The organism is Salinicola sp. RZ23, assembly GCF_003206675.1.
GTDB classification, from domain to species: Bacteria; Pseudomonadota; Gammaproteobacteria; order Pseudomonadales; family Halomonadaceae; genus Salinicola; species Salinicola endophyticus.
Window position 1 is genome coordinate 270,745 of the sequence record NZ_PZJK01000001.1, and the last position, 13,780, is coordinate 284,524.

Consider the following 13,780-nt stretch of genomic DNA (forward strand, 5'->3'; position numbering starts at 1 on the left):
GGAAAAAATCGATAAACTCTCGCTGATCTGTGAGAAAATCTCACGCAGTGGCGCCCACGGGAACCCTCGCGGGCGGGCTTGTCGACCGAGGATCGCCATGACATCGCTACCGTCGCTCAATGCGCTGCGTGCCTTCGACGCGGTGGCCCGGCTGGGCAGTGTCACCGCCGCCGCCGAGGCGCTGCATGTCACCCACGGCGCGGTCAGCCGCCAACTGCGCACGCTGGAAGCCCACTTCGGCACGCCGCTGTTCGACAAGTCGGGACGTGGGCTTGCGCTCACTGCCCATGGGCGCCTGCTGCAGCCGTCGATCCGTGAGGCTTTTGCCCGCCTCGCGGCCGGCTGTGACGCTCTCTCGCGCCAGCTCGAGAGCCAGCCCTTCACCCTGGCCTGCCCCGGCAGCCTGCTGGCGCGCTGGCTGATCCCACGGCTCGACCGGCTCAATGCCGATCTGCCGGCGCTGCGTCTGCGCGTGGTCTCCAGTGAGGGGGAGCTCGATCCGCGGCGCGACGATATCGACGCCACGCTGCGCTTTGCCGCGCCGCCGTGGCCGGAGGATATCGCGGTGTTTCCGCTCCAGTCCGAGCGTATCGTCGCCGTGGCCACGCCGGCGGTATGGGCGCATACGTCCCACCACACGGCGGCCGCGATGCTGGGGGAGGCCACGCTGCTGGATACCGCCTCACGGCCCCAGGCGTGGCCGCAGTGGGCTGCGGCGATGGGCGTCGAGCCGACGACGCTGGCCGCGGCGCGCCAGCGCGGGCGCACCTTCGAGCATCTCTACTATCTGCTGGAGGCGGCGCTGGCGGGGCTGGGAGTGGCCATCGCCCCCGAGCTGCTGGTGGCGAGCGATCTGTCCCAGGGGCGGCTGGTCGCGCCCTGGCCGGCGCTGGAGACCGACGCCGCGCTGGGGCTGTGGCTCGCTCCGGGGCGCGAGCGGCGGCGCGGCGAGCACCTGGCGGCGTGGCTGGCGCGGGAGCTGGCAGCGGGCTGACGCGCCGGGTGACGCATGCCAACGGCGCTCAGCGCGGCTGACGCGCCTGCTCGCGAGCCTGCATGCGCTCCATGGCGCGGCGGTAGGAGCCATTGCGCACCGCCCAGCGCATCACCGGGGCGATGGTGCGGATGCCGCCACGCACCGCGCGGCGCTCCGCCGTGGCGAGCTCGAGACTCAGCAGAGTGGCGGCCCAGGGCGGCAGCAGGTCGATGCCGGCGCGCATGAACAGCGCTCCCACCGGTTTGACCAGTGGGCTCGGCGGCAGCGCGTGAAGCAGGATCTCGATCACCTCGCGGGTACGTGCATCGCACACCAGATAGCGGCGCTGATGCTGCAGGTAGGCGTCGATGGCCGCGCGGCTGGTGGGCACCTGGGTCGCGCCCAGCGCCTCCGCCACGCGGGCGGTCTCGGCGAAGTAGCGATCCTGCTCGGCCAGCGCCAGGCGCGGATTGCGATAGCGCAGGTGGGCGGCGAGAAAGCGGCTCATCTCGGCCACATGGACCCAGGTGAGCAGTGCCGGATCGCTGGCGGCATAGGCGCGGCCATCGGCGCTCGTCCCCTGCACCCCGGCATGCACCCGGCGCACCCGCTCGAGCACGCGCTCGGCGTCGTCGTGGGAGCCGAAGGTGGTCACGGCGATGAACTGGCTGGTGCGGCGCAGGCGGCCGATCATGTCGTGGCGGAAGTTGGAGTGATCCCACACCCCGGCCAGCGCCAGCGGGTGCAGCATCTGCAGCAGCAGGGCGCTGATGCCGCCGCACATCATCGAGGTGAAGTCGCCGTGCACCCGCCAGGCCACGGTATCGGGGCCGAACAGCCCCGGGTCGCCCTTGGGCTGGGTATAGTCGACCCCGCCGAGTGTGCGCCCGGTCAGATGGCTGATGCGCTTTTCGATAGCGTCGCGCAGGGGCGTGAACGGCGCGCTCATGGGGCTCGCTCGATGTCGTCGTCGGTGGGTGGCGTGGCGCTCGGCACGCCGGTGCGGATGGCCTTCGAGAAGGCCAGGCTGCCCTCAGTGTAGGGCACCGCCTGGGCGCGCGGATTGATATAGCCGCGCTGGCGCAGCGTTTCCAGCGGTACGCCCTGGGCCAGGCCGCCGACATCATGGACATAGCCGGGCAGATAGCCGGAGAGGATCAGCCGCGGGTCGCGTGGCAGGCCGTCGACGATCCGGGCGACCATGTCGAAGACGATGGTGGTGCAGTTGCTGGTCAGGGTGTTGTAGAACGCGGGCTCTGCGTGCAGCCGCTCGGCCTCGTCGAGATAGGCCAGGAACAGCTCGCGCCGCGCCGCCGGGGTGAGCGCCACGCTGTAGAGATAGACGTCTTCGCCTCTGACATTGCTGCGCAGGCGCAGGATATCGTTCTCGTCGGCGGCGACCAGATTGAGCTCGAACTGCTTGAAGAAGCCGCCCGCGATCGAGAACGCTTCGTGGCGTTCGCGGCGGATCTCCACCGAGAAGGTGAGGTGACGGCCATCGTCGAAGCCGAAGCTGACCAAGGTGTGGGCGATCGCCGGGCCCATCCAGTAGGAGACGATCATGTCGACGCTCGACAGTTGCGCGAGATCGTAATCGCGGCTCTCCCAGCGCACTCGGGCGAGATCCGGGGTGAGCCACTCGAAGTCGCGCACGTTGTCGAGGTGCACCCGGTCGCCGTGGCGCTCGACCACCAGCTGGTGCGCCACGTCCGGTGCCCAGTCGCGGTCGTTGCGGGGCGTCAGTTGCTGCCACCAGACGACCACGACCAGCAGCGCCAGGGCAAAGGCGAGGCGCGTGGCGACACTCGCGCGCTCCAGCCCAAGGTGGCGCTGCGCGGGTGGCTGCGGGGTCGAGATGCCCCGCGGCCGATAGCGGCGCCAGGCCGGGGCGAGCAGGGCGGCGAGGCCGAGCGCCAGCCACAGGGCGATGATACCCAGCACCAGCGGGCGCGGCCCCGGCAGTGAGAAGTGCAGCGCCAGGGCGCCCCAGGCGATGACCAGCAGCAGCGCCAGCGCGCGCAGGAGATGGCCTGCGCCGCGCAGCAGTCGGCGCGCTCGGGAGGCGGGGGCGCTCAGGTTCCGAGAGGTCTGTCTTGGCATGTGGGGCAGGGGTTCCTGTTCTAGGGCCGCCCGGCGTGGCGGGCGCACCACGATGGTGCCGGACTCCCGGCGCGGAGGGAAGCGCAGGGCGTTGCCGTCCATAGGCCAAGAGGCGTTATACTAAAGTCTAATCTCGGCCTGTCCGATGCCCCGACAGGCTATCGTGTGAACATCACTATCCTGCTGGAGCCGCCGCAATCTCTGACTCGCTTTCCCACTCCCTGCGCCGCCTGTGGACCCTCGACAAGTTCGCCTACAGCCTGCGCGTGTTCATGGCCTTCAGTGGCGCCATGGCGCTGAGCTGGCAGCAGGACCAGATCGGGCTCGCCATTCCGCTGTTCCTGGGCATCATCGCCAGCGCCCTGGCCGAGACCGACGACAGCTGGGAGGGGCGAGTACGGGCGCTGCTGGTGATCCTGGTCTGCTTCTTCGTCGCCTCGCTCAGCGTCGAGGTGCTGTTCCCGTGGCCATGGCTGTTCGCGCCGGGGCTGGCGCTCTCGGCGTTCGTCCTCGTCATGCTCGGCGCGGTCGAGCAGCGCTACGCCACCATCGGCTCGGCGACCCTGATCCTCTCGGTCTATTCGATGATCAACATCGAACAGCACGGCGGCACCAACGAGGATATCTGGCTCCAGCCGCTGCTGCTGGTGGCCGGGGCGGCCTGGTATGGGGTCATCTCGGTGATATGGTGTTTGCTCTTCTCGCGCCAGCCGGTGAAGCAGAGCATGGCCCAGCTCTACCGTGAGCTGGGTACCTACCTGATCATCAAGGCGACGCTGTTCGAACCGCTGCGCGGGCTCGACGTCGAGGCTCGCCGGGTCGAGCTGGCGCGCCAGAACGGGCGCGTGGTGATGGCGCTCAACCAGGCCAAGGAGATGATCTTCCGGCGTCTCGAAGGCCAGCGCGCCAACCGCAAGCTCAATCGCTACCTGCGTCTCTACTTCATCGCCCAGGACATCCACGAGCGCGTCAGTGCCTCGCACTACCCCTATTCGGCGCTGGCCGAGACCTTCTTTCACCATGACGTGCTGTTCCGCTGCCAACGTCTGCTCGACCAGCAGGGGCGGGCGTGCAAGCGGCTGGCCAAGGCGCTGCTGCTGCGCCAGCCGTTCGACCACGGCCTGAGCGAGCAGGCACTGGAGGATCTGCGCGCCTCGATCGTCTATCTGCGCGCCCAGCGCAACCCCGCCTGGACCCCGCTGCTGCGCTCGCTGCAGGCGCTGGGGCGCAACCTGGCGACGCTGGAGGACCAGCTCTCCCGCGCCCACAACCCCGACATGGTGGCCGACCAGCAGGACGCGAGCCTGTTCAACCGCTCGCCGCGCAGCCTCAAGGACGCCTGGGAGCGGGTGCGCCTCAACCTGACACCGGGCTCGCCACTGTTCCGTCACGCGCTGCGGCTCTCCACCGCGCTGCTGCTGGGCTACGGCGTGCTGCACCTGATCCATCCCACCCAGGGCTACTGGATCCTGCTCACCACGCTGTTCGTGTGCCGGCCCAACTTCGGCGCCACCCGGCGCTTTCTGTATCAGCGTATCGTCGGGACCGTGCTCGGGCTGGTGACCGGCTGGGCGCTGATCAGTCTGTTCGTCGAACCGCTCATGCAGTCACTGATCGCGATCGCCGCGGGGGTGGTGTTCTTCGCCAATCGCGAGAAGCACTATGTGGTCGCCACCGCCGCCATCACCACCCTGGTGCTGGCGAGCTTCAATCAGGTCGGCGACGGCTTCGACCTGATCATGCCGCGGCTGTTCGACACGCTCATCGGCGCGCTGATCTCGGGCCTGGCGGTATTCTTGATCCTGCCCGACTGGCAGGGGCGGCGGCTGCACAAGGTGGCCTCGACGGCGCTTGCCAACAGCACCGCCTATTTGCGCGAAATCATCCACCAGTACGAGAGCGGCAAGCAGGACGATCTCGCCTATCGTCTGGCGCGGCGCAATGCCCACAACGCCGACGCCGCACTCTCCACGGTGCTCTCCAACATGCTCCAGGAGCCGGGCCACTACCGGAAGAAGGATGCCGACGAGGGCTTCCGCTTCCTGGTCGCCTCGCACACCCTGCTCGGTTATCTCTCGGCGCTGGGGGCCCACCGCGGCAGTGTCAGCGCCAGTGCACAGGATGCCGAACTCTACACCGCCGCGCGCACTCTGGCGGATCGCTTCGATGCGCTGGCGGCGCGGTTGGCGGCACGCGAGACACCCCCCGACACCAAGGCCGTGCAGGCCGAACTGATGGCGGTGTTCGAGCGCGAGCCGACCAGCGCCCAGGACGACGCCGACGACGAGCGCCGCCTGATCCAGGGCCAGCTGCTGCACATCGCGCGCCAACTGACGCCGCTGCACGACGCCGCCGAACGTCTGGTAGCACGGCCCGCCGAGACTGCCTCGCTTACCTCCGCTCCAGACTGAAGCCAAGCCCCGCCGCGCGCTCGCCCTGCGCGCCCCGGGGGTGTCCCCATCGATCTCTCTCGCCGGCGCGCTCGCCTGTACCGACATCGCGCGCGCTGGCATTTGACATTCGCCCCTGCTGGCCCGAGCATGAGCGCTCTTGATCATTTTTGTGAATTTTTCACAAAATACATCATCCGCTCTCGAGGGCCGCTCGTGATTCCCAGCCAGCGCCGCCAGCAGTTGCTCGACCTGCTCGACACCCATAACGAACTCGCCATCGCGGAGCTCGCCACCTATCTCGAGGTCTCGCACATGACCGTGCGCCGCGATATCCAGCGTCTCGAACAGGCGGGGCGGGTGCTCGCGGTCAGCGGCGGCGTGCGTCGGGTGGCGGCGCTCCACCGCGAGCCCGCCTGGCCGCACAAGGCCGCCACCAACACCGCGGCCAAGCGCGCCATTGCCCGCCACGCCGCCGCGCTGGTCAAGGAGGGGCAGACCATCTATCTGGATGCCGGGACCACCCTCTACGAGATGGCGGCGCTGCTCACTGGCCATCGCCAGCTGTGCGTGATCACCAACAACTTCCAGATCAGCGCGCTGCTCGCCGGCTATCCGCAGATCGAGCTGCACCACGCCGGCGGCCGGGTCGATCCCGACAACCACGCCACTGTGGGGCCGGCGGTGGCGGCGTATTTGAGCGGGGTCAATCTGGACCAGGCCTTCTTCAGCTCCTCGTCATGGGATCTCGAACGCGGCATGACCACGCCGGACGAGGCCAAGCTGGTGGTCAAGCAGCAGCTGTTACGCAGTGCCGCGCGGCGGGTGCTGCTCGCCGACAGCGCCAAGTACGGCCGCTTCGGGCGCTTCCGCGCCTGCTCGCTGGAGGCGTTCGATCTCATCGTCAGCGATGAGGCGTTACCGTCACCGGCGCGCCAGGCGCTGGCCGAGCGCGGCATCGCGCTGAGCTGCGTGCCCGTCACCGAGCCGTCCGCAGCCGAGCACGCCGCGCCGCCCCATACCGATCCGCTTCTCAACCGCTAGCCCAGGAGCCCCACGATGCCTCTGATTGGCTGTATCGCCGACGATTTCACCGGCGGCACCGACCTCGCCAACAATCTGGTCAAGAGCGGGTTTCGTACCCGCCAGGTCATCGGCGTGCCCGATAGCGAAAGCCCGAACGAGGCGGTCGATGCGGTCGTCGTCGCGCTGAAGTCGCGCAGCATCCCCGCCGCGGACGCCGTCTCCCAGTCGTTGGCGGCGCTGGAGTGGCTGCGCCGCCAGGGTTGCGAGAAGTTCTACTTCAAGTACTGCTCCACCTTCGACTCCACCCCGGCAGGCAACATCGGGCCGGTGGCCGAGGCGCTGATGGATGCGCTGGGTGTCGATGGCACGCTGTTCTGCCCGGCGTTTCCCGCCACCGGGCGCACGGTCTATCAGGGGCATCTGTTCGTGGGCGACCGCCTGCTCAACGACAGCGGCATGGAGCAGCATCCGCTCAACCCGATGCACGACGCCGACCTGGTACGCTGGCTGGGGCGTCAGACCCAGGCCGCCACCGGCCTGGTCGACCACGCCTGCCTGAGCCGCGGCGAGGCGGCCACGCGTGAGCGGATCGACCAGCTGATCGCTGAGGGGCGGCCGCTGATCGTCACCGATACCCTGGACGATGCCCAGCTCACCACCCTGGCCCGTGCCAGCGCCCATCTGCCGCTGGTCACCGGCGGCTCCGGGCTGGCGCTCGGCCTCGGCGCGCTCTACCAGCCGGCAGTCGCCGACCCTGGCCAGCTGCCGCCGGTTCAGGGCAGTGCGGTGATCCTGGCCGGCAGCGCTTCGCGGCGCACCCGCGAGCAGATCGAGCACGCCACTGCGCGCCTGCCCACCTACACCCTCGATCCGCAGCGCCTGGCAGACGCCTTCGACGCCACCCTCGACGCGGTCATGGCCTGGGCCGCGCCGCAGCTCGGCGACACGCCGCTGCTGATCCACAGCGATACCCGGCCCGAGGCGGTCGAGGCGGCCCAGGCGCAGCTCGGGGTCGAGGCCGCCGGTGCGCTGATCGAGCGCGCCCTGGCGACGCTGGCCGAGCGTCTGCTCGCCCAGGGCGTGCGCCAGTGGATCGTCGCTGGCGGCGAGACCTCCGGGGCGATCGTGCAGGCGCTGGGGATCGCGGCGCTGCGTATCGGCCCCGAGATCGCCCCTGGGGTTCCCTGGACCCATGCCACCACCGCCGAGGGCGATATCCATCTGGCGCTGAAGTCGGGCAACTTCGGTGCCCCCGAGATGTTCACCAGCGCCTGGGAGATCATTCGATGAGCGACGCCACCACCGAACATCAGTTACGCCAGCGCATCGCCACCCTGGGCCAGCGCCTCTATGCCCGCGGCCTGAGTCCGGGGACCAGCGGCAATATCAGCGTGCGCCTCGACGAGCAGCGCTGGTTGTGCACGCCGACCAACTCCTGCATGGGTGAACTCGAGCCGGAAGAGATCAGCCTGCTCGATTGGGAAGGCAACCATCTCGGCGGCGAGCCGCCGAGCAAGGAGTACTTCTTCCATCTGGCGTACTACCGCCATCGGCCGGCGGCGCAGGCGATCGTCCACCTGCACTCGAGCTACTCCAGCGCGGTGGCCTGTCTCGACGATCTCGACCCACACAACGCGCTGCCGCCGATCACCCCTTACTTCGTGATGCGCATCGGCAACCTGCCGCTGCTGCCGTACCGCCGCCCCGGCGATGTGCGGCTGGGTGACGACATCGCCCGCTACGCGCCCAAGCACGCCGCCGTGCTGCTGGCCAATCACGGCCCGGTGGTGACCGGCAAGACGCTCGACGCCACGGTCAGCGCCGCCGAGGAGCTGGAGGAGACCGCCAAGCTCTATCTGCTGCTGCGCGACAAGCCCTACCGCGAGCTCACCCGGTCGCAGATCGAGGAGCTCAAGGAGGTGTTCGGCGCCGAGTGGGAGAGCTGAGCAGGAGAAGTAGAAGAGGGGAAGGACATGCCTGCGCCCAACGGGCGCAGGCGATTGGTGGCACCCGTCTACGACGAAAAATCGGTGATCACCGTGGCCCCCACACCCTGAAACGAATCCATCTCCATCAGCGCCGCCGGCGCCTCGGCCAGGCCAATACGCTGGCCGACCAGCCGCGCCGGGTCGAGGCGGCCGTGACGGACCATGTCGAGCATGGCGCCGTAGCGGTGCGCCTGCATGCCGTGGCTGCCCAGAATCTCCAGCTCCTCGGCGATGACCCGGTGCATGGGCAGCGGCGGCGACTGCTGATCCCCCGCCATCAGCCCCACCTGCACATGCTTGCCCCGGGTGCGCAGGCTCAGGATCGAGTTCTGGCAGGTGAGCTGGCTGCCCAGCGCATCCAGGGAGACGTGGGCACCGCCCTGGCTCAGTTCGCGGACCGCCTCGACGACATCCGCACACTGCTTGGCATTCAGCGTCGCCGTGGCGCCGAGCGCCTGGGCCAGGCGCAGCTTGGCGTCGTCGATATCCACCGCTACCACCTGGGCACCCAGGGCGCTGGCGATCATGATCGCCGAGAGGCCGACCCCACCACAGCCGTAGACGCTGACCCACTGCCCGCCGCTGACCCGGCCCTGATCGACCACCGCGCGGAAGGCGGTGGCGAAACGACAGCCGAGGCCTGCGGCGGTGGCGAAGTCCATGCTCTCGGGCAGCGCGACCAGGTTGAGATCGGCATGCTGCAGGCTGGTGTACTCGGCGTAGGAGCCCCACTGGGTGAAACCGGGCTGCACCTGATGGTGGCACACCTGCTGGTGGCCGCTGCGGCACTCGTGGCAGGCGCCGCAGCCGCTGACGAAGGGCACGGTGACCCGCGCCCCCGGCTGCCAGCGGGTCACCTCCTTGCCCACCGCCACGATGGTGCCGGCCAGCTCGTGTCCGGGGACGTGGGGCAGCACGATGTCGCTGTCGTGCCCCATCCAGGCGTGCCAGTCGCTGCGGCACAGCCCCGACGCCCCCACCCGCACCACCACGCCGTGGGGCTCGGGTGAGGGATCGGGCACGGTCTGGATACTGGGGGGTGTCTGGAAGCTTTCGAAGACCACGGCTTTCATGGCGATGACTCGTACGCTGGAGAGTGGGAGAGACGCGGCGCGAACAATGGCCGACCCTGTGAGACAGGCTACCGCGGATGGCCGAAATAGCTTTGCGTTATTTCCCCCTATCGTGGCCAGGTGGCAAGCTTGTTTTATCGAATCGCCAAAATAGAGAAGGATCTTTCCTTGAAGCCGCTGGATGACATCAACCTGCGCCTGCTGGATCTGCTCCAGCAGGATGGCCGCATGACCAACGCCAAGCTGGCCGAGCGCCTGGCATTGAGCGAGACGCCTTGCTGGCGGCGGCTCAAGCGGCTGGAAGAGGAGAAGCTGATCACCGGCTATCAGGCCAACCTGGATCGCAAGCGGCTGGGGCTGGGGGTGCTGGCCTTCGTCCAGCTCAACTGCTCGGAGCACCATGCCGGCTCGGTGGCGACGTTCGAGCGCATCGTCAACGCCAGCCCCAATATTCTCGCCTGCCACAACACCACCGGCGATGACGACTTCCTGCTGATCATCGTGGCCAAGGATCTGGACGACTACAGCCGGTTCGTGGAGCGCGAGCTGCGGCGGCTGCCGGGGGTGACCAATATCCGCTCCAGCCTGTCGCTGCGCGAGGTGAAGTCGACCAACCGGCTGCCGCTGGGCTGAGACGTCGCGCCGTATCGCTGCCGCTACGCCCGCCGCCTGCCCAGCGGCCAAAACCCGGCCGAGAACGCCCGCCCGTCATGACGCCACGGCTCGCTCCAGCGTGACCAATCCCGCCTCGGCCAGCTCCTGCAGGCCGAGAATGATGCGTTGATCGGGCAGTTCCGGATGGCACTCGGCAAAATCGCGGACCACCTGGTGGGAGGAAGCGCCCGATCGACAGTGGGCGAGCAGGGCCCGCGCCTGGCCAGGTGTCAGATGCACCGGGTTGGTTGCATCGAGCCGGGTCGCCGGCGCCACGTCGGACAGGGGCGTCATGGGGTCCAGCTCGACCCGGGTGCGCCGGCGTTGCCAGAACCGCTGGTCCGGCCAGCGCGTTTCGCGGCGGTAGATGTTCCAGCGTGAGTTCAGGTATTGCTGGTAGTCATCGTTCAGGCTCCGCGCGTAACTGGGTAGCATGTCGGCGTTGTGGGTCAAGGCATTGACCGCGACCAGGGCGCCGTGGATGCCGCTGCCCAGTGCATAGGGAATGCCCGTCGAGGACAGGGGGTCGCGTGCCGTGGCCGCATCGCCGACGGCGACCCAGCCGTCGCCCCCTGGGGCGACGAGACGCGAGGTGTGTGCGGGAAAACCGCGTGGGGGCGTGGTGAAACGCACCCCCTCGGTCAGCGGCGCGATCATTGGCATCGCTGCCAGCCGTTGCTGCCAGCACTGAGCGTCGGTCAGCCGCCGTTCACCGATCAGATCGGCATCGCTCATCGCCACCACCACCAGACGGCGCTCCGGCAAGGGGGCCGCGTACCACCAGCCGTCATCGCATGCCTCGACATGGATGGCCGACGGGATCGCGGCTGTCTCCGGCAACTGTGCGATACGCGCGACGCCGACCAGCCGGTCCTCGTGGCAGCGGACCGTGCCGATGTGGCGTGCAAGGCGTCCGCTGCGCCCGGTGGCGTCGATCAGGAATCGGGTGCGCAGCGAACGCGGACTCGTCTCTTCCCCATGCAGCTGCAGTTGCCACTCCCCCGACGGTAGACGTTGCGCAGCCCGTAAGCGGGTCCGTTGCCACAGGCGGCCGCCACGCTCTTGGAACGTCTCGGCCAGCAGGCGATCGAAACCGGTCCGATCGAGACTCCAGCCGTTGCCGTGTAGCGTGAACAGATAGTCGAGCGCCTGGGGTGTCTCGCCGCCCCAGGCGGCGAGACTACCGAACGATGCCAGCGGCTGGGTGGCGCGAAAGCGCTCCCAGATACCGAGGTAGTCGAGCAGGGGACGGGCCCCCGGCGAAAGGGACTCGCCGATACGGGGTCCGTCGTAGTGGTCGGCCTCGACCATGGCGATGGCGAGATCGTCGCGCTGCAGCAGCGTGAGACCGGCGGCACTACCCGCCGGCCCGCCACCCAGGATCACCACATCCCAGAGCCGCGCCGCCGATGACCGGCTCATGTGGCAGAGGCGCGTTGGATCACGCCTTGCGCCAGGGCGGCATGGTTACGTTCACGCTCGACGAAGTAGGGGAAGCCCTCGGGACCCTGATTGACGATGAAACCGAGCCGGCTCCAGTTGGCGATGATCGCGGCGGTCGAGTCGATACCGCGCTGATAGGGGACCCGCTGTCCGGCGGCGATCACCGTCTGGTCGTCGATGCGCGAGACCACCGCGTCCAGCACCTGAGCATCGGGCTCGATGTCACCGGTGACAACGTGCATGGGACTCTGCGGTGGCCACCAGTAAACATAGAACGTCGGCGGCACCTGGATGCCGGTACCGTCGGCGAACTGGTTGATGCTCGGGTTGGTGATGTTGGGCGTCTGCACCGTGCATTCGTGGAAGTCGGCCTGCCACGGGATCGCCATGCGCTTGGTCAGATCGCCCGGTTCACAGCCTTGACCCTCGGCTTCGTCGGCGGTGGGGCTCAGGCCGTGTTCCCGGTAGTAAGCCTGCAAGTGCGCGTCGCCATTCTGATGATGCGCCAGCTTGAGCTGTAGCGGAGCCCGATAGATGGGGGCGTTGCGCACGATCCAGGTGGTTTCGATGCCGGGTGAGAAGGGCGCGCCGACGCAATTGCCGGTGTGGGCTTCGTCGAGCCGTTCGGCCAGGTCGCGTGGTTTGGCGGCGCCAGTGCGGAACTTGCCGGCCGCCCACTGGTGCAGGAAGAAGTACTGAGTCGGCGAGAGGGTCTCGAACTTGTAGATGGGGCCCTGGTTGGTCACCGAGTTATCGCCGGAATTGAGCGGCATCAGCGGGATGCCGTCGTTCGAGAACAGCTGGTTGGGGCCGTTGGGCACCTTGTCGATCCACTCGGCGTAATCGAGCGGTAGAACCGGCACGCGGAAGTAACCGAAGTAGCGCCAGCGATGTTCGGCATTGCCTGACGAAGCATCGCGCAGATCGAAGCCGGGGTTGGCGAAGTCGTTGAGATAGGGGATGTCGGCAACCCAGCGATAGCCCTGCATCCGTTCGATGATCGGCTTGACCTGGGTCTCGTAGTCGACTTCGTACTCGGGGTCGTAGCCGGCCAACGGGGTGTAACCGGCGTGGCTCGGAAAAGCGCTGGCGGAGTCGCAGTTCTCGCGGTAGATCGCCGGGTCGGCGTTCATATGGCGGATCGCGACGTCGTAGGCGGTATCGTACAGCGTGGTGATGTTGACCAGCTCGGGGGCGTACTTGGGACTGCCGATCAACAGCCAGCCGGCCTCGGCCTCGACCGTCTCACCACTGGTCAGATGCACGGTGGCGAGCACGTAACCGTCGGCGATGTCGTCCCAGTAACCGGCGGCGCCGCGGAAAGAGGTGATATCGCCGGTGCCGGTGACCTGGCCGAATCCGCTGAGAGCGATCAGGTTGCCGGCATCATCGAGTCGGAGCTCGCCGAGCGAGTCGATCTGCTCGCCGCCGGCATTGAGTGGCGGAAAGCTGCCGCAGGGGTAGTCGTCGGGAATGTTGTAGCGCGAGAAGGCGATCCGGTCGCCGGGGTGCTCGATATGACGCGGGCCGGGGTCGATGATCAGCCGCTGGCGTGCCTTGTCGCCGATGACATCGGGATTGTTGACCGGAATGTGCTGGTTGGCATAGCTGTTGGCGGCACCGAACTCGAGATCGCCCTGCAGCTCGGAGAAGGTGTACCAGACCGGCTTCTTGTTGGCGATGTGCACCGTCCAGACGATCTTCTCGATGTCGTCATCATCGAGCGAGACCGCGCGTGAGCCCTCAGCGTCGCGCGCGAAGACCTGGAACTTGGCCGCCTGGCGCTTGATTCTGCCGATGCTGTCCTTGAACTGCCGCACCGGTGAAGGCTTGCCATCGCTATCGATGGTATTGCCCGAGGCGTCGCAATGGATCGGCAGTCCACCGATACGCTCCGGTGCTAGATAGAATTCGTCCGGGCTGTTACCCAGGCGTGCCACGCCGATGCGTGGATGGATCTCGTAGTGACCGGCCATGCCGACCTCCCTGCGCACATTCGCTGCTGTCGGCGGCGCCGTCCTGGTATGGCGGCACCGCTCCCGGGGCGAGTCGGAGCGGCCACTGGCGATCGTCAGCCTTCCACGCCGGAAGACTCGCTATGAGGAAACATAGCAATGACTAATGCGAAAT

Annotated in this window: 11 protein-coding genes; 6 read left to right on the plus strand and 5 right to left on the minus strand. The window is 68.0% G+C overall.

The features are described 5' to 3' along the window. Positions 1-97: 97 nt before the first annotated feature. Complete coding sequence (locus DOM67_RS01160) at positions 98-994, plus strand: LysR family transcriptional regulator (protein WP_110673835.1); 897 nt, start codon at positions 98-100, stop codon at positions 992-994. Positions 995-1,022: 28 nt separating this feature from the next. On the opposite strand, the gene DOM67_RS01165 is transcribed toward DOM67_RS01160, so the two are convergent. Both DOM67_RS01165 and DOM67_RS01170 read right to left on the minus strand, forming a co-directional pair. Continuing rightward, positions 1,023-1,925, minus strand: coding sequence for an oxygenase MpaB family protein (locus DOM67_RS01165; protein ID WP_110673836.1), 903 nt, complete (start codon positions 1,923-1,925; stop codon positions 1,023-1,025). Next, the gene (locus DOM67_RS01170; RefSeq protein WP_110674002.1) at positions 1,922-3,076 is read right to left on the minus strand and encodes a DUF4105 domain-containing protein; all 1,155 of its coding nucleotides are present in this window, start codon (positions 3,074-3,076) and stop codon (positions 1,922-1,924) included. Before DOM67_RS01170 ends, DOM67_RS01165 begins: the two co-directional genes overlap by 4 nt. Before the next feature lie 197 nt (positions 3,077-3,273). On the opposite strand from DOM67_RS01170, the gene yccS reads away from it, so the two are divergent. The 4 genes from yccS (at position 3,274) to otnC (ending at position 8,438) form a co-directional block, all read left to right on the plus strand. Further along, positions 3,274-5,487 carry a YccS family putative transporter gene (gene yccS, locus DOM67_RS01175; protein ID WP_110673837.1) on the plus strand — a complete coding sequence of 738 codons (2,214 nt, stop codon included), beginning with the start codon at positions 3,274-3,276 and terminating at the stop codon, positions 5,485-5,487. Positions 5,488-5,682: 195 nt separating this feature from the next. After that, positions 5,683-6,510, plus strand: a complete 828-nt coding sequence (locus DOM67_RS01180) for a DeoR/GlpR family DNA-binding transcription regulator (protein ID WP_110673838.1) — start codon at positions 5,683-5,685, stop codon at positions 6,508-6,510. A gap of 15 nt (positions 6,511-6,525) precedes the next feature. Beyond that, positions 6,526-7,782 carry a 3-oxo-tetronate kinase gene (otnK, locus tag DOM67_RS01185; protein ID WP_110673839.1) on the plus strand — a complete coding sequence of 419 codons (1,257 nt, stop codon included), beginning with the start codon at positions 6,526-6,528 and terminating at the stop codon, positions 7,780-7,782. Continuing rightward, the gene (gene otnC, locus DOM67_RS01190) at positions 7,779-8,438 is read left to right on the plus strand and encodes a 3-oxo-tetronate 4-phosphate decarboxylase (protein ID WP_110673840.1); all 660 of its coding nucleotides are present in this window, start codon (positions 7,779-7,781) and stop codon (positions 8,436-8,438) included. Before otnK ends, otnC begins: the two co-directional genes overlap by 4 nt. A gap of 68 nt (positions 8,439-8,506) precedes the next feature. On the opposite strand, the gene DOM67_RS01195 is transcribed toward otnC, so the two are convergent. Further along, the gene (locus tag DOM67_RS01195) at positions 8,507-9,553 is read right to left on the minus strand and encodes a zinc-dependent alcohol dehydrogenase family protein (RefSeq protein WP_110673841.1); all 1,047 of its coding nucleotides are present in this window, start codon (positions 9,551-9,553) and stop codon (positions 8,507-8,509) included. Positions 9,554-9,721: 168 nt separating this feature from the next. Between DOM67_RS01195 and DOM67_RS01200 the strand changes: the two genes are divergently transcribed. Next, entirely contained in the window at positions 9,722-10,186 is a 465-nt protein-coding gene (locus DOM67_RS01200; protein ID WP_110673842.1) for an Lrp/AsnC family transcriptional regulator, read from the plus strand. 75 nt (positions 10,187-10,261) lie between these two features. On the opposite strand, the gene DOM67_RS01205 is transcribed toward DOM67_RS01200, so the two are convergent. Next, a complete protein-coding gene (locus DOM67_RS01205) occupies positions 10,262-11,629 on the minus strand; it encodes a tryptophan 7-halogenase (protein ID WP_110673843.1) in 1,368 nt (455 codons plus the stop codon). After that, complete coding sequence (lodA, locus tag DOM67_RS01210) at positions 11,626-13,626, minus strand: CTQ-dependent lysine 6-oxidase LodA (protein ID WP_110673844.1); 2,001 nt, start codon at positions 13,624-13,626, stop codon at positions 11,626-11,628. The genes DOM67_RS01205 and lodA overlap by 4 nt, the downstream gene beginning before the upstream one ends. Between the last annotated feature and the right edge of the window lie 154 nt (positions 13,627-13,780).

Excerpts from the sequence above, each read along its gene's own strand:
- DOM67_RS01160 (WP_110673835.1), top strand. The coding sequence starts at position 98 with ATGACATCGCTACCGTCGCTCAATGCGCTGCGTGCCTTCGACGCGGTG.
- DOM67_RS01165 (WP_110673836.1), bottom strand. The coding sequence starts at position 1,925 with ATGAGCGCGCCGTTCACGCCCCTGCGCGACGCTATCGAAAAGCGCATC.
- DOM67_RS01170 (WP_110674002.1), bottom strand. The coding sequence starts at position 3,076 with ATGCCAAGACAGACCTCTCGGAACCTGAGCGCCCCCGCCTCCCGAGCG.
- otnK (WP_110673839.1), top strand. The coding sequence starts at position 6,526 with ATGCCTCTGATTGGCTGTATCGCCGACGATTTCACCGGCGGCACCGAC.
- otnC (WP_110673840.1), top strand. The coding sequence starts at position 7,779 with ATGAGCGACGCCACCACCGAACATCAGTTACGCCAGCGCATCGCCACC.
- DOM67_RS01195 (WP_110673841.1), bottom strand. The coding sequence starts at position 9,553 with ATGAAAGCCGTGGTCTTCGAAAGCTTCCAGACACCCCCCAGTATCCAG.
- DOM67_RS01205 (WP_110673843.1), bottom strand. The coding sequence starts at position 11,629 with ATGAGCCGGTCATCGGCGGCGCGGCTCTGGGATGTGGTGATCCTGGGT.
- lodA (WP_110673844.1), bottom strand. The coding sequence starts at position 13,626 with ATGGCCGGTCACTACGAGATCCATCCACGCATCGGCGTGGCACGCCTG.